The 17,417-nt window shown below is 45.8% G+C and carries 17 protein-coding genes; 16 read left to right on the top strand and 1 reads right to left on the bottom strand.

The window, feature by feature from the left end; all coding sequences use genetic code 11:
- Positions 1-7: 7 nt before the first annotated feature.
- The 12 genes from mutL (at position 8) to glnA (ending at position 14,184) form a co-directional block, all read left to right on the top strand.
- A complete protein-coding gene (mutL, locus tag BK126_RS11510; RefSeq protein WP_076312806.1) occupies positions 8-2,080 on the top strand; it encodes a DNA mismatch repair endonuclease MutL in 2,073 nt (690 codons plus the stop codon).
- Positions 2,081-2,138: 58 nt separating this feature from the next.
- Positions 2,139-2,930: a class I SAM-dependent methyltransferase gene (locus BK126_RS11505; RefSeq protein ID WP_076312805.1), complete on the top strand. Its 792-nt coding sequence runs from the start codon at positions 2,139-2,141 to the stop codon at positions 2,928-2,930.
- On the top strand, positions 2,908-3,888 hold the full coding sequence (miaA, locus tag BK126_RS11500; protein WP_076312804.1) for a tRNA (adenosine(37)-N6)-dimethylallyltransferase MiaA: 981 nt from the start codon (positions 2,908-2,910) through the stop codon (positions 3,886-3,888). The genes BK126_RS11505 and miaA overlap by 23 nt, the downstream gene beginning before the upstream one ends.
- Positions 3,889-3,908: 20 nt before the next feature.
- On the top strand, positions 3,909-4,148 hold the full coding sequence (hfq, locus tag BK126_RS11495) for an RNA chaperone Hfq (RefSeq protein ID WP_047910668.1): 240 nt from the start codon (positions 3,909-3,911) through the stop codon (positions 4,146-4,148).
- A gap of 185 nt (positions 4,149-4,333) precedes the next feature.
- Positions 4,334-6,991, top strand: coding sequence for a transglycosylase domain-containing protein (locus tag BK126_RS11490; protein ID WP_076312803.1), 2,658 nt, complete (start codon positions 4,334-4,336; stop codon positions 6,989-6,991).
- A gap of 158 nt (positions 6,992-7,149) precedes the next feature.
- On the top strand, positions 7,150-7,701 hold the full coding sequence (locus tag BK126_RS11485) for a ribonuclease FAU-1 family protein (RefSeq protein ID WP_076312802.1): 552 nt from the start codon (positions 7,150-7,152) through the stop codon (positions 7,699-7,701).
- A 57-nt stretch (positions 7,702-7,758) separates the two neighbouring features.
- The gene (locus BK126_RS11480; protein ID WP_256702811.1) at positions 7,759-8,355 is read left to right on the top strand and encodes a YdcF family protein; all 597 of its coding nucleotides are present in this window, start codon (positions 7,759-7,761) and stop codon (positions 8,353-8,355) included.
- A 94-nt stretch (positions 8,356-8,449) separates the two neighbouring features.
- A complete protein-coding gene (locus BK126_RS11475; RefSeq protein ID WP_076312800.1) occupies positions 8,450-9,436 on the top strand; it encodes an AAA family ATPase in 987 nt (328 codons plus the stop codon).
- 76 nt (positions 9,437-9,512) lie between these two features.
- Positions 9,513-10,805, top strand: a complete 1,293-nt coding sequence (hflX, locus tag BK126_RS11470) for a GTPase HflX (RefSeq protein ID WP_076312799.1) — start codon at positions 9,513-9,515, stop codon at positions 10,803-10,805.
- A 76-nt stretch (positions 10,806-10,881) separates the two neighbouring features.
- On the top strand, positions 10,882-12,135 hold the full coding sequence (locus BK126_RS11465) for a methionine gamma-lyase family protein (RefSeq protein WP_076312798.1): 1,254 nt from the start codon (positions 10,882-10,884) through the stop codon (positions 12,133-12,135).
- 85 nt (positions 12,136-12,220) lie between these two features.
- Complete coding sequence (locus BK126_RS11460) at positions 12,221-12,637, top strand: MerR family transcriptional regulator (protein ID WP_047910662.1); 417 nt, start codon at positions 12,221-12,223, stop codon at positions 12,635-12,637.
- Positions 12,638-12,855: 218 nt separating this feature from the next.
- Positions 12,856-14,184, top strand: a complete 1,329-nt coding sequence (glnA, locus tag BK126_RS11455; protein WP_076312797.1) for a type I glutamate--ammonia ligase — start codon at positions 12,856-12,858, stop codon at positions 14,182-14,184.
- 266 nt (positions 14,185-14,450) lie between these two features.
- Here the strand turns inward: glnA and lexA are convergent, their stop codons facing one another.
- Positions 14,451-15,083: a transcriptional repressor LexA gene (gene lexA / locus BK126_RS11450; protein ID WP_076312796.1), complete on the bottom strand. Its 633-nt coding sequence runs from the start codon at positions 15,081-15,083 to the stop codon at positions 14,451-14,453.
- A gap of 179 nt (positions 15,084-15,262) precedes the next feature.
- Here lexA and BK126_RS11445 point away from each other — a divergent pair, with 179 nt between their 5' ends.
- The 4 genes from BK126_RS11445 to BK126_RS11430 all read left to right on the top strand — a co-directional run bounded on the left by BK126_RS11445 (position 15,263) and on the right by BK126_RS11430 (position 17,388).
- A complete protein-coding gene (locus tag BK126_RS11445) occupies positions 15,263-15,631 on the top strand; it encodes a LysM peptidoglycan-binding domain-containing protein (RefSeq protein ID WP_076312795.1) in 369 nt (122 codons plus the stop codon).
- Positions 15,632-15,794: 163 nt separating this feature from the next.
- Positions 15,795-15,998, top strand: coding sequence for a DUF896 domain-containing protein (locus BK126_RS11440; protein WP_076312794.1), 204 nt, complete (start codon positions 15,795-15,797; stop codon positions 15,996-15,998).
- Positions 15,999-16,046: 48 nt separating this feature from the next.
- Positions 16,047-16,559, top strand: a complete 513-nt coding sequence (locus tag BK126_RS11435) for a hypothetical protein (RefSeq protein ID WP_076312793.1) — start codon at positions 16,047-16,049, stop codon at positions 16,557-16,559.
- A gap of 46 nt (positions 16,560-16,605) precedes the next feature.
- Positions 16,606-17,388 (top strand): HAD family hydrolase, encoded by a 783-nt coding sequence (locus tag BK126_RS11430; protein ID WP_076312792.1) that lies wholly within the window; start codon positions 16,606-16,608, stop codon positions 17,386-17,388.
- Positions 17,389-17,417 lie beyond the last annotated feature (29 nt).

The raw sequence follows: 17,417 nt of genomic DNA, 5'->3' as shown, positions 1-17,417 counted from the left end.
GTAAAAGGTGGCTAGAATTCATGTGCTGGACGAGCATATTGCCAATCAGATCGCTGCCGGTGAAGTGGTGGAGAGACCCGCTTCTGTCGTTAAGGAGCTTGTGGAAAATTCCATTGATGCAGGAAGCACCCGTATCGATGTATCCGTACATGAAGGAGGGCTCCAAAGCATCCGGATCACCGATAATGGAGGCGGAATTGATGCAGAGGATATGGAAACCGCCTTTTACCGCCATGCGACGAGTAAAATTGCCAACGGTCGGGATTTATTTGAGATCACGAGTCTTGGTTTTCGGGGCGAGGCCTTACCGAGTATTGCTGCCGTATCCAAAGTAAGGCTGATCAGTGCGACTGAATCCGACGGACGTGGGCGTGAGATTGTCATCGAGGGCGGCAAGCTGATCAAGCATGACGATATTACTGCCTCTCGCGGGACCGATTTTTTGGTTGAGGAGCTGTTCTACAATACCCCAGCCAGATTGAAATATATGAAGACGATTCAGACGGAGCTTGGGCATATTTCGGATGTCTTGTACAGAATGGCGTTATCTCACGCCGATATCGCATTCACGTTAAGACATAATGGCAACCTGCTCTTGCAGACCCTAGGCAATGGAGATCTGCTTCAGGTCATTGCTGCGGTATACGGAACCTCCGCTGCCAAAGCGATGCTCCCGATCAGCGGCGAGAGTCTGGATTATCGAATCAGCGGTTATGTAAGCAGGCCAGATCTTACAAGGGCTAATCGCAATGGCATATCGACCATCATTAATGGCCGTTATATTAAAAATTATGGGCTGAACCAAGCTCTGCTTAAAGCCTATCATACGCTGCTTCCGATTAATCGGTTTCCGCTTGCCGTACTGCAGCTGGACATGCATCCGTCATTAGTGGATGTTAACGTCCATCCGGCCAAATTGGAGGTTCGATTCAGCAAGGAGCCTGAGCTGTATACTTTTGTGGAGGAGCACACTCGCGCTGCACTTAAGCAGGAAGTGCTCATTCCCCAAGTAATTAAACAGAGTATTGGAAAGCCGGAGAGTAAATCGTTTATACAGGAGCAATTTCATTTTACAAAATCGAAGCCGCATGAAGTGCATGCAAGTGCAACGAATAAGGAGATATCTGGAACCTCATCCTTATCAAGCCCTGTGAAGAAGATGTACAATCCGACGGATAAGCAGGGCATTAGCCCACCTATTTATGAGAGGGATATGACCCGTTCCCAGCCTCAGCCAAGCAATGCTGAGAAAAGGGAACGTTTAAGCACAGCAAATACTGATCGTGCAGCAGGGAGTTCTTCTGCTGCACCGATTGAAGATATAGATGACAATTACACTGTGCGCGATTCGTTCAAGCAGCAGGTCATCAGAGAAACGAGAATGAATCGTGCGAATGGGGATTATTACCGGGACAGTGCTGCGCTTAAGTCAAAGAATGTACAAGGAATGATCAAAGATCATTATGGACAGCTAGCGGGTACAAAGGCAGAGCTGCCACAGTTTCCTGAGCTGGAGCTGATCGGTCAGCATCACGGAACTTATTTGATCGCACAAAATGAGAACGGGTTGTATCTGATTGACCAACATGCTGCACATGAGAGAATTAACTATGAATTCTACTACAACCAATTCGGCAATCCGGTTGAGGCATCTCAGGAGCTCCTGCTCCCGATCACTTTGGAGTTCACACCCTCGGAGACAGAGCAGCTAAAGGACAAGCTTCATTGGTTTGAACAGGCTGGAGTTTACCTGGAGCATTTCGGTGGACAAACCTTCCGTGTTACATCCTATCCTTATTGGCTGCCCAAAGGCGATGAAGAGTCAATCATTCTGGAGATGGCGGAATGGGTGCTGTCAGAGCGGGGAATTGATCTGTCTAAGCTCCGTGAAGCCGCGTCCATTATGTGCTCATGCAAGGCATCAATTAAAGCCAATCAGAAGCTGACAGATCAGGAAGCGGTCGTGCTGCTGGAGCGGCTCGCGGGCTGCAAGCAGCCGTATACTTGTCCACATGGAAGACCTATAGTCGTCTCGTTCTCAACCTATGATCTGGAAAAGATGTTTAAAAGAGTGATGTAATGTGGAACAACATGAAGTAGTTGAACTAAATCAGATGATAATGACTAGGAGAAAATAAATGATAATTACAACAGGCGATACGAATGCAAAGACGCTTGCGGAGCGTGCGGTTCGTCTTGCCGAGGTTACCCATTCAAGCTATGTTCAGCGAAATAAAGCTTCCCTGGCCAAGTTATCGGAACAATATCGCGATGAAGATATTATCGTTGTTGTAACCAATGGTGTTCGTTTGATCAGTCCGGGCGAGCCTGTGCTCGAATTTCATCCAAGCATGGGATTCGTTCGGGCGAAGCGTGTATTAAAAGGGGAGAGCGATCCTATGCTGGAAGCTGCGAAGTTCCAGAAGGGTGACTCTGTGCTGGACTGTACGGCAGGTCTTGGTACGGATTCGCTGGTCTTCGCCGTCGCTGCAGGAGGAGAAGGGCATGTCACTGCTTGCGAGAGTTCACATACTTTGTACACCGTACTGCTAGAGGGCATGAAGTATTATCGGAGCGGCAACAGCCGTGTGGATGAGGCGCTAAGATCCATTCAGGTGAAGCACAGCAACCATCTAGAGCTGCTCCGCGGCATGGGTGACAATAGTGTCGATGTCGTATATTTTGACCCGATGTTCCGTGAGCCTGTTATGGATTCAAATGCGATTCGTCCTTTGCGCAGATATGCGAATAGTTCGCCCTTGGCGCTGGAGAGCATCACAGAGGCCAAGAGAGTGGCTAGAAAGACAGTGGTTATGAAAGAAAAAAGGGACAGTGGTGAATTTGCGAGACTCGGTTTTAGTGCCGTGAATCGTGCCCATTCAAAAACAGTGTACGGAGTGATTGAACTTGACAGAAACTCGAAAGCCTAAGCTGCTTGTGCTGGTGGGACCTACCGCAGTAGGCAAGACAAAAATGAGCATCGAACTGGCTAAGACCTTTCAATGCGAAATTATCTCAGGCGATTCCATGCAGGTCTACAGACGGATGGACATCGGGACGGCGAAGATCAAGCCAGAGGAAATGGGAGGTATCCCACACCATCTTATCGACATTCATGAGCCGGATTACCCATATTCTGTCGCGGAATTTCAAGAGGAGAGCCGCAGGCTGATTCGAGAGATACATGAGCGGGGCAAGCTGCCTTTTATCGTAGGAGGGACCGGGCTGTATGTTGAATCGGTATGCTATGATTTTCAATTCTCTGAAGCAGGCTCTGATGAACAATTTAGAAAAGCCCAGTTTGATTATGCGGAAGCAAACGGAGCGGAGGCATTGCACCAGAAACTACAAGAGGTAGATGCAGACAGTGCCTCAAGACTTCATCCAAACGATGTGCGCAGAGTGGTGCGATCCCTTGAAATATATCACATGACCGGAGTCAAACAATCCGAACAGCTGGCTGCCCAGAATAAGCAGTCTCCCTACGAACTCTGTATCGTCGGTTTGACAATGGATAGAGAAATGCTATATAACCGTATTGAAGACCGAATTGACGAAATGATGAAGGAGGGGCTGGTAGAGGAGGTTGCTTCACTTCTCAGCCAAGGTGTGGGTCCCGGCTTTATTTCCATGCAAGGCCTCGGTTACAAAGAGATCGCTGCCTACCTGCGTGGAGAAGTACCACTGGATACAGCAGTAAGTGAACTGAAGAGGGATACGCGTCGCTTCGCCAAACGACAGCTGTCCTGGTTCCGTCATATGAAGGATATTCAATGGGTGGATATGACGGACACAGCAAATTTTTCTACGAACTTCGCTACTATACGTGATATAATAGCAGATAAGCTGAATTTGGAGCATGATTATTCTTCAAATCAATCTAATTGAACTTATTGGGGGTACGGCTAATGACCAAGTCCATCAACATCCAAGATACGTTCTTGAATCAAATGCGCAAAGAAAATATTCCAGCTACCATTTTTCTCGTCAACGGTTTTCAAATTCGCGGGACTGTCAAGGCATTTGATAACTATACCATTGTTGTCGACAGTGACGGACGCCAGCAAATGATTTACAAACATGCCATATCCACCTTTACACCACAACGGAATATTTCTCTTATGCAAAATGGCAGTGGTGAAGAATAAAATCAATCATTGAAACTTTTAAATTGTCCATTTCGTTTAATACGTATAGGATTGAGGCGGAGCAACCTGTAAAGGTTGTTCTTTTACTTCTCAGGAGAAAGTTTACAAATTGGTTTCAATTCTATGAAAAAAGATTTAAAGACTAGCATGAAGATGCTACACCTACAAGGGAGTCAGGAGGTACCATGTCAAACGATACATTGTCTAGGTCCGGGAATCGTAAGAATAATCAAAAAAAAGAGAAGAAACCAGGACCTCAGAAAAAGAAAAAAATATCGGGTAAACGTGTAGCCTGGACATTGTTTTTTACAGCTGCTTTTGCTATCTTTGTTGCGCTTGCCGGCTATCTGTTTATTATGGTGAGCGGAGAACGGATCTTACAGGCCAACTTTGACAAAATGACGGTGAATGAAACATCCAAGGTATATGACCGAAATGGTGAGGAGATCAGTGAGCTCTCTATTGAGAAGCGTGATCCTGTAGAAGGTGAGGAAATTCCTCAGATCTTAAAAGATGCCTTTATTGCGACAGAGGATAGAAGGTTCTACGAACACAACGGTGTTGACCTATGGGCGATCGGCCGGGCAGCAGTAACGGACATTATGGCCCGTTCTCTGGTTGAGGGCGGAAGTACAATCTCTCAGCAGCTTGCCAAGAACGTGTTTCTGACACGAGACAAGACGTTCTTCCGTAAGGCGACAGAGATGTCCATTGCGCTCGCGATCGAACGGAACTATTCAAAAGATGAAATCTTGACGATGTATTTAAACCGTACCTGGTTCGGATACCAGAATTATGGGATTCAAACCGCTTCGGAGTTTTATTTCGGCAAGAGTGACCTGAATGAGCTGGAGATTTGGGAAGTTGCAACGCTGGCGGCGATTCCTAAGGGTCCTTCTGCTTATAATCCAGCAGGTAATCCTAACGACTCTAAAGAAAGAAGAGGGGTTGTCCTTCAGTTAATGTATGATCAAGGATACATTTCGAAGGAAGAGATGGATGAGGCCAAAGCAGTGGATTACGCTTATGAGCGCCCGGAAGAGGAGAAGAAATACGTTGCTTATGTCGATTACGTGCTGAAAGAGGCTGAGCGTGTAACAGGTAAAACAACGGATGATCTGAACATCGGTGGTTATAAGATCTATACAGCGATGGCTCCTGAGGCTCAAGAAGCTGTAGAAGCCGCTTTTAAGAATGATGAATTGTTCGAAGAAAGTGCATCGGACCAGAAGGTGCAGGGTTCCATGGTCATCATGGACCATGCAACGGGCGGTATCGTTGCGATGCAGGGTGGCCGAGATTATCAGCGTCAAGGCTGGAATCGGGCGACAAGCAGTTATCGTCAGCCAGGCTCTGCGTTTAAGCCGATTGCTTCCTATGCACCGGCACTTGAAACCGGTGATTTTACAATGAATACACCACTCAGCAACTCGGAGCAATGTTTCGGTGATTATTGCCCTCGAAATCTGCACGGTTATTCTAATACGATTGGAATGGCGGATGCCATTACGACGTCTGAGAATATTCCTGCTGTATGGCTGCTGAATGAAATCGGCGTAAATACGGGATATGAATTTGCCGAGAAGCTGGGTATTACGATGACCGATGGTGATCGCAATCTATCCATGGCGCTTGGCGGCTTGGATAAAGGAACGAATACACTTGAGATGGCTGCGGCATACAGTGCTTTTGCGAATCGTGGTCAGTATCAGGAAGGTCACGCCATTACACGGATTGAGAACAGCGATGGCAAGGCGATTTATGAGTATGAATCAAACGCGGAGCAAGTGATGAGTGAGCAAACGGCGTATCAAATGACAGACATGATGCAAGAAGTTGTCAATAGTGGTACAGGAACAAGCGCGAAGCTGGATCGTCCTGTGGCAGGTAAAACAGGAACGACACAGAGCGGTTACGAAGGAAACAGCTCGAACCGTGATGTATGGTTCGTAGGCTATACGCCTGAATATACCGCCGCAGTCTGGATGGGATATGATAATCCGGATCAGCAGCATTTGCTGAAGAACAGCAGCCGGCTTGCAGCTACTTTCTTCAAGACAGTGATGGAAAAAGCACTTGAAGGAGTAGAACGCAAGGAATTCTTTGTGCCGGATAGTGAAATTCCAGAAGTGACTGAACCGCCAGTTGAAGAGGAAGAGCCCGAAACGGATCTGACGGTTAGTGGACTGAGTGCTTCTTACGATAAAGAAGCTCAAGCCGTATCACTGAGCTGGAGTGGGTCATCAACCGAAGGTTTACAATACCGAATCTATCGTAAAGAGACGTCAGAAGGAAGCTTCAGTCGAATCCAGGATCAGATCTCGGGAACATCGGCAACGGACACGGGAGCTCTACCGGGTCTGACCTACGAATATTATGTCACCGTTATTAATCCGGAGAACGGGGAGGACGCAAGTGAGTCCAACCATGTGTCACTGTTTATCGAACCGGAAGAGGAAGCTCCTGTTACTCCGGAGCAGCCGGAAGTACCAGAGAATCCAGGTACAGATCCAGGTCAAGGTGAAGAAAACCCGGATAATAACGGCAACGGTAATGGAGAAGGGACCGGAGCTGAGACCGGTGAAGGAAACGGCCCAGGTAATGAGGGTAACGGTGGAAATGGTTCCGGCAATGGCAATGCTGGTAATGGCGAGGGTCAAGGAGGAAATGACCCTGGCAATGCTGGTAATGGTACAACAGAGCCTCCTTCTAATGGAGGAGGAGGTAATAACGAAGGTGGAGAAACTCCACCGGAGGATACTACACCTCCATCTGGTGAAATCTCACCTCCAGGTGAAGATAGCCCGCCAACCACTACAGTTCCCGGTACAACGACACCTTAATAATATTGGCGAAAGACCTGCTGTCACAGTGACGGCAGGTCTTTTTTTCGCTCAAGGGTACTGATATTATTGGATACGAGTAAATTTTGAGTGTATAACTTAAATATGGTAAGCTGTTTTTATTAAAGCGGATATTGGATGAGTAAAGAGGGATGAGGATGAAGAGAAAATTTGGAGACAGGGCGAACTGGCGCCGGATTACGAATCGGCAATTCACCTGTCGATATGTAGAGAGCGAGGAGTTTACCGGCTATTTATCCCTTTATACCATCCATGAGTTAAAGGAACCACTATGGAAAACATATGGAGGGTATACGTTCTGCACAGCGGATAAAGGGTATTCCTGGCTTCAGTATTTTCCAAAGGATGAGCACTTTGTTGTGACGGCGATGTTTGATGACCAGGAACGGATTATTGAGTGGTATATTGATACTTGCCGCAGTCAGGGAGTCACAGATCAGGGTGTTCCGTGGTTTGATGACTTGTATTTGGATGTTATTGTTCTCAAGGATGGTGAAGTATTCCTACTGGATGAGGATGAACTCGACGACGCTTTGGATAAGGGACATATTACGACCACAGATTACGAATTGTCCATGCGGACAGCGCAGTACTTGCTGCATTCAATTGATGCGCATTCGTTCCCTTATTTCCAGATGTCATTGGAACACCGTTCTACTTTGTTCGAGAATGGGGAATTCAAGGAGTGAGCTATGGCATTTGAGCAAGCAAAATCTATAAATAAAAAACCCAGGAACACGAAATTTTTGCAACATGCATTTAGGATATTAGCAGCACTCGTGATTATCGGACTGATCTGGGTTGTTTATGTACAATGGAAGATTTTTAATCCGAATGAGACAACGGAATTTGCGGATCCTGTTGACGTGGGCATTGTGCTGGGGGCGTCGCTGTGGGGCGACGAGCCCAGCCCGGGTCTCGCTGAACGGTTGGACAAGGCACTTGAGCTATATGAAGCAGGAAGCTTCCGGTACTTTATCGTTACCGGCGGATTGGACAGTCCACAGCATCGACTTACCGAGGCCGAGGGCATGCAGCGCTATCTTGTAGAGCACGGGGTAAATGCCTCTCATATTTTCCTAGAGAACGAAGCGACCAGTACTTACGAGAATTTACTGTTCAGCCAGAACATTATGACGGATCAGGGCTTCACTTCATCGATCATAATTACACATGATTTTCACGGTATGCGATCACTTGAAATCGCTGAGTTTCTTGACTATGAAGCACCTGAGGTCGCACTCGCTGAATCCGTGGTTATGCCATTTTTGCCAAGCCAAATACGGGAAACGCTTGCTTATACGAAATGGAAGCTGGATGCCGCTCTCCTCAGCTTACAGTAACAATTTTTTAAGGGAAACTTCTAATAACATTGAACTAACTAGAATACTTTAGATAGAGAAGTTAGCCCCTTATGGAGTTGAGGTGAGCGTGTATATGAACGGAAGAGCGATGGCAGCAGGAGAGCGGCCGGAAGGCAGACCTTCCCGGCAAATTAATGTTGTTTTGCGGAATCAGACAGAAGGCTATGGTCTGAACAAAGAGTCCATATCAGATCCGGAAGAGACTGCCGCCTCTTTAAAGAACAATCCGCAGTTTGCGATGTATCAGGATATACAGAAGGAATTGGATCAGCTGGTGGGCCTCGAGAGTATTAAGGATTTTGTGTTTGAAATTTATGCATTTCTGCAAATTGCGCAGATGAGATCTGATGCGGGACTCATGAGCGGTTCTCATGTGTATCATATGGTGTTTAAAGGTAATCCCGGTACCGGCAAGACCACGGTTGCTCGTATCGTCGCCAAGCTTTTTCAGAAGATGGGAGTCCTGACCAAAGGGCATCTTATTGAAGTCGAGAGAGCTGATTTGGTCGGCGAGTATATTGGTCACACGGCTCAAAAAACGAGAGATTTGGTGAAAAAGTCGTTAGGCGGCATTTTATTTATTGATGAAGCCTACAGCTTGGCACGCGGCGGTGAGAAGGATTTTGGCAAAGAGGCGATTGATACGCTTGTAAAAGCAATGGAAGACCACAAGAATCAATTTATATTGATACTTGCAGGGTATTCTGACGAAATTGATTTCTTCATGCAGACGAATCCTGGACTGCCGTCCAGATTTCCGATTCAGATTGAATTTCCTGACTATTCAATTGATCAGTTGATTCAGATTTCTGAGCTTATGGCTAAGGATCGAGATTATATTTTGATGCCTCAGACCATACTCAAGTTAAAGCAGCATCTGCTTGATGAGAAAAATGAAACGTCACAAGCGTTCAGCAACGCACGGTATGTTCGCAATTTGATTGAGAAGTCAATCAGGCATCAGGCGGTCCGGCTGCTGAATCAGTACTCCTCAGGAAACCCAGGCAAGCTGGAGCTGATGACGCTACGGGTTGAGGATTTGAAGCTAGACAAGAAATGAGCGATAATAGACATTCACTTACATTCCATAGGGACTGAAATTGTAGACGTTACCTATATCTGAAGGAGCTTAAGAAATGAATAACTCCACACATGAAACATCCACGGAGATAAAAGATAAGGCTGTATTAGTCAGCTTAGTTACCGATGAAGTTAAGCGGTCAGGCATTAACCCTGAGTATTCGCTGGAAGAGCTCGTTAAGCTTGCTGAAACAGCAGGCGTTGAAGTGCTGAGCGTCATATCTCAGAATCGGGAGACTCCGGACTCCAAGTGGTTTATCGGTAAAGGTAAGGTGGAAGAGCTTCGTGCAGCAGCAGAAGAGCTTGGTGCAACGACCGCCATTTTTGACCAAGAGCTGTCTGGAGCACAGGTTCGTAATCTTGAAGAAAGCCTTGATCTCAAAATTATAGATCGAACCCAGCTCATCCTGGATATTTTTGCACAGCGTGCTCATACGAGAGAGGGCATTATTCAGGTAGAGCTGGCACAGCATTCTTACCTTCTGCCAAGACTGTCTGGACACGGTAAGAACCTGTCACGCCTTGGCGGGGGGATTGGCACAAGAGGACCGGGTGAGAGCAAGCTGGAGACGGACCGCAGACATATTCGCGGACGGATTACCGACTTGAAGCGGCAATTAGAAGAGGTGACTCGTCACCGCAAGCTGCACCGGGAACGCCGTAAGAAGAGCGGTGTAATTCAAGTGGCATTGGTTGGCTATACGAATGCTGGTAAATCTACACTTCTTAAACAGCTGACTTCTGCTGATGTATATATTGAGAACCAGTTGTTCGCAACCCTTGATCCTACCTCCCGAACGATGGAGCTGCCAAGCGGTAAAGAAATTGTGTTAACGGATACAGTAGGGTTTATACAGAACCTTCCGCATGAGCTGGTTGCTGCATTTAGGGCAACGCTCGAAGAAGTGAATGAGGCAGACCTGATCCTGCATGTTGTTGATGCTTCTTCTACGATGAGAGAGGAACAAATGAATGTCGTTGAACAGCTGCTGCAGGAGCTGGGTGCTTCCGATAAACCACAAATTGTGCTGTTTAATAAGAAGGATGCTTGTTCTCCCGAGCAGCTGCAAATGCTTCCGTCTGGCAAAGGCTATCGAAAAATCAGTGCATTTGATGAGCAGGACCTGCTGAGCATTCGTGAATTAATACAGGATGAACTGACGGGAGATACGGTTAAGTTTAGAATTCCTGCGGAGCGTGGAGATATCACTTCTGTCGTCTATCGAGTCGGCGATGTAATCGAAACGACATATGATGAGAATGATGTTATCTATGAGGTTCAGGTCCAAAAGGGCGAATATGAGAAGCATGGATATTTGTTAAAGGATTTTATTGATTCGTCAATTTGATGTAATTTTGCATACTAATAATGTAACGCACTAAAGTAATGTTGGTGTTAGTTTTGTGAGGAGAGAATAAAGAGGAATGGGTGTTTTTTCAGCAGATATTGTTAAGCTACAGCAAACGATTGAGCACAAGATAGAATCACGGCTGCGAGAAGTAGACCTAATCATCGACAGCAACCAATGGAAGGTAATAGATGCATTTCAGAAGCATCAAGTAAGTGACTTCCATTTTGCAGGCTCTACGGGCTACGCATATAACGATCGCGGCCGAGAAGTATTAGACGAAGTATACGCCGACGTGTTTGGAGCGGAGGCGGCTTTGGTGCGTCCGCATTTTGCATCCGGGACGCATACGATTGCCACCGCTCTTTTTGGTGTGCTAAGACCTGGAGATGAGCTCCTGTACATTACGGGCAAGCCTTACGACACGCTTCATAAGGTGATCGGCAAGCCAGGCGATGGCACAGGATCTCTGTATGATTTTGGGATTACATATCGCGAAACGGATTTGACTCCTGAAGGGCTGGTGGACTTCGCAGCAGTAGAACAGTCGATTCATGTAAATACCAAGGTCATTGGCATTCAACGTTCACGAGGATATGACTGGCGCTCCTCCTTTACAGTTCAGCAGATCAAAGAAATGATTGAGAAAGTAAAAGCGATCAAGCCGGATGTCATTGTATTCGTCGATAATTGTTACGGAGAATTTACAGAGGAGCAGGAGCCGACGGAGGCAGGGGCTGACTTGATAGCGGGTTCTCTGATCAAAAATCCAGGTGGAGGTATTGCCGAGACAGGGGGGTACATTTGCGGAAAAGCAGAGTACGTTCAGCTGGCTGCATACCGCTTAACTGCACCTGGCATTGGGGGAGAAGTGGGTGCAATGCTGGGTACCACCAGAGGGATATATCAGGGATTGTATCTAGCTCCATCTACCGTTGGACAAGCCATCAAGGGGAGTATCTTTGCCTCAGCCATGTTCGAAGCGGTCGGCTTTGAAACGAAGCCGGCATGGAATGAAGTGCGAACCGATTTGATTCAGGCGGTTTCCTTTAGTGGACCAGAGCATCTCATTGCGTTCGTACAAGGTATTCAGCGTGCCGCTGCAGTGGACAGTCATGTCGTGCCGGAGCCATGGGATATGCCGGGATATGAACATCCGGTAATTATGGCTGCGGGAACCTTTATTCAAGGAGGCAGTCTCGAGCTCTCGGCTGATGCGCCGATTCGCGAGCCTTATATTGGCTACATGCAAGGCGGACTTACTTATTCTCATGTGAAATACGGTGTGCTCATGGCGTTACAAACGATGAAAAATCGTAATTTACTGTAAGTTTACCTAACACATCATTGACACTTGGTATCATAAAAATGTACAATGATGATATCTTAGAATACTTGGAAGGTAGATGAACGAGATGGGTGACGAAATACGCAGAAACATGGCCTTATTTCCAATTGGTATTGTGATGAAGCTTACTGATTTGTCTGCACGCCAGATCCGCTACTATGAACAGCATAATTTGATCGTACCTGCACGTACCTCGGGCAATCAAAGAATGTTTTCTTTTAATGATGTTGAACGATTGCTTGAGATTAAAGCCCTCATTGAGAAGGGTGTAAACATAGCTGGAATCAAACAAGTGATGAATCCTGTCACGAAAGAGTCAGAGGAAGCAACGATCATCACAGCGGACACCGAAGTGAAGCGCAGAGAGCTGTCCGATTCACAGCTCCACCGTTTACTCAAGCAGCAGCTGGTGTCTGGCGGTAAACGCCCGGGTCAGGTATCCCTGATTCAAGGCGAGCTGTCAAGATTTTTTAACAAGAAGTGATGTTAGTTAACGAAGGGGAACGGGTATAAGGATAACAGGATAAGAAGGCTTAAGCGCTCGTAATCGCTTTCTTGACATCTTATCCTTTGCCTGTGACAATGAATGGGACCCATCATTTCTTGCAGCTCTGTAGTGGCGTTATCTGCGGTATATCATCAATCTGCAATAGCAATACTTGTTGTAGCTGATACTTTTAAGAAGAAGAGGGAGAGGATATAGTGAGTTATACAAAAGATGACATTCTCCGCATAGCGAAAGAAGAAAATGTACGTTTTATTCGTTTGCAGTTTACCGATCTGCTCGGAACAATTAAGAACGTTGAAATTCCCGTAAGCCAGCTGGAGAAAGCACTCGACAACAAGATGATGTTCGACGGCTCCTCCATTGAAGGCTACGTTCGTATTGAAGAATCAGATATGTACTTGTACCCGGATCTGGACACATGGGTTATTTTCCCGTGGGTAACAGAGAATCGTGTTGCGCGTCTTATTTGTGATGTGTATATGCCGGACGGAACTCCGTTTGCGGGGGACCCACGCGGTATTCTGAAGCGTGTGCTGACAGAAGCAGAGCAAATGGGCTACACTTCGATGAATGTAGGTCCAGAACCTGAATTCTTCCTGTTCCGTACGGATGCTAATGGTAATCCAACGGAAGAGCTGAATGACCAAGGTGGTTATTTTGACCTTGCTCCTACCGATCTTGGAGAGAACTGCCGTCGTGAAATCGTGCTGACACTTGAGGAAATGGGCTTTGAAATTGAAGCTTCACACCATGAGGTTGCTCCTGGGCAGCATGAGATTGACTTTAAATACGCCGATGCCATTAAGGCTGCTGACCAGATCCAAACCTTTAAGCTGGTTGTCAAAACGATTGCTCGTCAGCATGGACTGCATGCGACATTTATGCCTAAGCCGCTGTTCGGTATGAATGGTTCGGGTATGCACTGCCACCAATCTCTATTCAAAGACAATGTGAATACATTCTATGATGAATCCGATACTTTGGGACTCAGCAAGACAGCTCGCCACTACATGGCTGGTATTCTCAAGCATGCACGTGCTATGGCAGCAATTACGAATCCGACAGTGAACTCTTACAAACGTTTGGTTCCTGGTTATGAAGCACCTTGCTATGTAGCATGGTCTGCAAGTAACCGTAGTCCGATGATCCGTATTCCGGCTTCCCGCGGGCTGAGTACTCGTGTTGAAGTACGTAATCCAGACCCTGCTGCGAACCCTTATCTGGCACTGGCTGTTATGCTCAAAGCCGGATTGGATGGAATTAACCGTGAGCTGAGTCTACCTGCTCCAATCGACCGCAACATTTACATCATGTCTGAAGAAGAGCGTATTGAAGAAGGTATTCCTTCACTCCCAGCTGATCTGAAGGAAGCATTGCATGAGCTGATCCGCAGCGAAGTTATCACTGAGGCGCTTGGAGATCATGCCCTGGCTCACTTCTATGAACTGAAAGAAATCGAGTGGGACATGTATAGAACACAAGTACATCAATGGGAACGCGATCAATATTTGACGCTTTACTAAAACCGGAAACCCTTGGCGCTCTAAGCGCTCAAGGGTTTTTCTTTTTTTGGTGAGAAAACAATTTAAACAATATTATGACTAGTAGGCTTCAAATTCTTGCTCGTAACGACTGAATGCAGTGCTTAATCACCCGAGTAGGCGAGTAGAGAGCATGCTGGATATTAGTATTTCAGAAACTACTTACATCTTACTACAAAATAAGCCGAGATCTTCTCAAGAAGATCTCGGCTTTGTACATACTATACTAGAAATAAAAGAATGGCAAATTAATGAAGGAAGTCACGGAACAAGCCGATAACCTTACCCAAAATGGTTACTTTCGTAAGCCGGAGAGGTTCGTATGTAGGATTCTCTGGCTGCAAGCGAATATGGTCCTTCTCTTTATAGAACGTCTTAACGGTAGCTTCATCATCTTCCGTCATCGCGACGACGATGTCTCCGTTATTCGCTGTTTGCTGCTGGCGGACGATAACATAGTCACCATTCGAAATTCCCGCCTCAATCATACTGTCCCCGACAACAGATAGCATGAATACCTTCTCCTCGCCAACATATTGCATCGGCAGTGGGAAATAATCTTCAATATTCTCTGTAGCTGTGATTGGAATACCAGCAGTGACTTTACCAACTACAGGAACACGAGCAACTGTCTGCGTAAATTGAAGAACATTATCATCACTATCATCTTGACCAAGCAATTCAATAGCCCGTGGTTTAGTAGGGTCTCTACGAATTAACCCCTTCTTCTCCAGACGATCCAGGTGTCCGTGAACGGTTGAACTGGAGGCCAGACCAACAGCTTCACCAATCTCTCTTACGGACGGCGGATATCCTTTCAATCGGACTTCATTGCGTATAAACTCCAGAATTGCTAACTGCCTGCTGGATACCTTCGACATACCGTATCAACTCCACATAATAACGTTTGGGAAAATTATAGCATAGAACCTCCGTTCGTACAAACATTAGTTCTAAAAAAATACAGAACAATTGTTCTCAAAAACTATTGCCCAAAACACATGTTCGTGTTATAGTGAGTTTTGTAAGGAATGAGAACAAACGTTTGGAGGTTGGAATAATGCTTAAATACAGCACTTATCACAGCATACATTCTAGAACAGATGAATCGACTAATAATAATTTGGGTGAGACGATACATATTATAATGAAGAAGAACAAGCAGAGACTAATCCGTTTGATATTGATAGCTTCAATCCTTCTTCTGAGCTTAACGGGTTTCATGACGGTATTTGCAGACGCGGGTCAAGAGGTAGCATACGAGAAGATTGTTGTGGAGCCTGGCGATACTTTATGGGCGATCGGTACAGAGCATAAGCCGGAAGGTATGGATATAAGAGATTATGTTAATCAAATTCAGCATATTAATGGTTTATCCAGCTCTCATATACAAACAGGACAGCTGTTAAATCTCCCTTATTTTGATTGATATGTATAATTCGTTTATAATTTATAACATGCTAAGGACGCGGCTTAATCTGCGTCTTTTTTTCTATTCTGCATCAAATGCTGACTATACAGGTATTTACCTTGACAACCTTTTCTAATCATGTCAAAGTTAAAGAGACTATGCATTTTGGAGGGGAAGAAAGTTGGATATTGAAAGTCTAGTTGCGCGGATTAATGAGCTTGCCCGCAAGCAGAAGGAATCCGGGCTTAATGATGCAGAATTGGCTGAACGGGCTGAGCTTAGAGAGATCTATTTGAACAACATCCGCAGCAACTTCCGTCAGCAGCTGGAATCCATTGAAATTGTGGACGATGTAAGCGGCGACACTTATTCAAAAGGAAAATGATTCAATAAATAGGTACATGCTTTTGTTATAGATTGAAGGAGGATACTCATGGCGAGTTCATTTGAAAGATCAGTGAAGAAAAACCAGCAGAAAATTAATAAAGATCGTAAAAAAAGAGGCCAGCCATCCATCGGATCTGGTGTTGAACAAGAGGATGTATTTAAAGGAAGAGCCTTTTTGTTCCCATTTGTACTCGTTGTCCTTTCATTTATGTTCCTGACCCTTAGCGGCTTGACTACAGGTGGAGTAGGGGCATTTGATTGGGTCGTATTTGCGCTTTATCTTGGACTTGCTCTGATGTACTTTATGCGCCGGCCGTATCTCAAAGTCGGTAAGAAGCGGATTAAGACGATTAAGCTAAGCAGAGAACGTTCCATGGGTGCAGAGGATATTAAGAAAATTGTGTTGGAAAAAGGTTCTGTCATTGTTGAGCGCAACGGTAAAGGCGGTCCTTGGGTGTTCAGCAAACTGCTTAATCTATACGATGTAGAAGCGATGGGAGCACGACTTGTGCAATACGCACAGAATCATCAAATACCTGTCGAAGATAAGAGAGTGTAGTAAGAAGCCTAACATACGATACCATACTTTCGGGGGAGAGAGAAGCATGTCTATCAAAGCAGTGCTATTCGATTTGGATGATACACTCTTATGGGATGAGCGGAGTGTAGAGGAAGCTTTTTATGAAACATGTCTAGTTGCATCGAAGCAAACAGGCGTTGATCCTCATGAACTGGAGACTTCTGTCCGCAATGAAGCAAGGAAGCTGTATGAATCGTATGAAACGTTTGCTTTTACAAAAATGATTGGCATTAACCCTTTTGAAGGATTGTGGGCTAATTTTAATGGAAGTGACAGAGCTGAATTCAAGCAGCTTGAAGAAATTGCTCCTACTTACCGTAGAGATGCTTGGACCAAGGGTCTTCTTGCTCTGGGTATTAATCAGCCGGAACTCGGAGCGGAGCTAGCCGAGCATTTCGGTAAAGAACGCCGAAACCGTCCTTACATGTATGATGAGACGTTAGAGACGCTGGCTGAACTGCAAGGGAAAGTGAAGCTTCTCTTGTTAACCAATGGTTGCCCTGCTCTTCAGCAAGAGAAGCTGGATGGGGTTCCTGATCTGGTTCCTTTCTTTGACCATATTGTGATCTCAGGTACATTTGGCAAAGGAAAGCCGGATCCTTCTATTTTCAAGCATGCTTTGGAATTGCTGGATGTATCTCCGGAGGAAGCGCTGATGGTTGGCGATAAGCTCACTACAGATATTAAGGGAGCTCTTGCGTCTGGAATCAGAGCGGTTTGGATTAACCGTAATAACAAGCTGAACGAGGAAGCCTTCACTCCAGACGTAGAAATAAAGCATTTATCTGAAATAAAACAAATGATATAATCTTCCAAGTAACCGCATCTGCTGCAGAG

The sequence above is a fragment of the Paenibacillus sp. FSL H7-0326 genome (assembly GCF_001955535.1).
Taxonomy (GTDB): Bacteria; Bacillota; Bacilli; order Paenibacillales; family Paenibacillaceae; genus Paenibacillus; species Paenibacillus shunpengii.
The sequence above is the reverse complement of the archived record's forward strand: the minus strand, read 5'-3'. Positions and strand labels throughout refer to the sequence as shown.

Coding starts and splice junctions, on each gene's coding strand:
- hflX (WP_076312799.1), top strand. CDS start 9,513: ATGAATAACTCCACACATGAAACATCCACGGAGATAAAAGATAAGGCT.
- BK126_RS11505 (WP_076312805.1), top strand. CDS start 2,139: ATGATAATTACAACAGGCGATACGAATGCAAAGACGCTTGCGGAGCGT.
- BK126_RS11435 (WP_076312793.1), top strand. CDS start 16,047: ATGGCGAGTTCATTTGAAAGATCAGTGAAGAAAAACCAGCAGAAAATT.
- BK126_RS11485 (WP_076312802.1), top strand. CDS start 7,150: ATGAAGAGAAAATTTGGAGACAGGGCGAACTGGCGCCGGATTACGAAT.
- BK126_RS11460 (WP_047910662.1), top strand. CDS start 12,221: ATGGGTGACGAAATACGCAGAAACATGGCCTTATTTCCAATTGGTATT.
- BK126_RS11490 (WP_076312803.1), top strand. CDS start 4,334: ATGTCAAACGATACATTGTCTAGGTCCGGGAATCGTAAGAATAATCAA.
- hfq (WP_047910668.1), top strand. CDS start 3,909: ATGACCAAGTCCATCAACATCCAAGATACGTTCTTGAATCAAATGCGC.
- BK126_RS11445 (WP_076312795.1), top strand. CDS start 15,263: ATGCTTAAATACAGCACTTATCACAGCATACATTCTAGAACAGATGAA.
- lexA (WP_076312796.1), bottom strand. CDS start 15,083: ATGTCGAAGGTATCCAGCAGGCAGTTAGCAATTCTGGAGTTTATACGC.
- BK126_RS11465 (WP_076312798.1), top strand. CDS start 10,882: ATGGGTGTTTTTTCAGCAGATATTGTTAAGCTACAGCAAACGATTGAG.
- BK126_RS11430 (WP_076312792.1), top strand. CDS start 16,606: ATGTCTATCAAAGCAGTGCTATTCGATTTGGATGATACACTCTTATGG.
- BK126_RS11475 (WP_076312800.1), top strand. CDS start 8,450: ATGAACGGAAGAGCGATGGCAGCAGGAGAGCGGCCGGAAGGCAGACCT.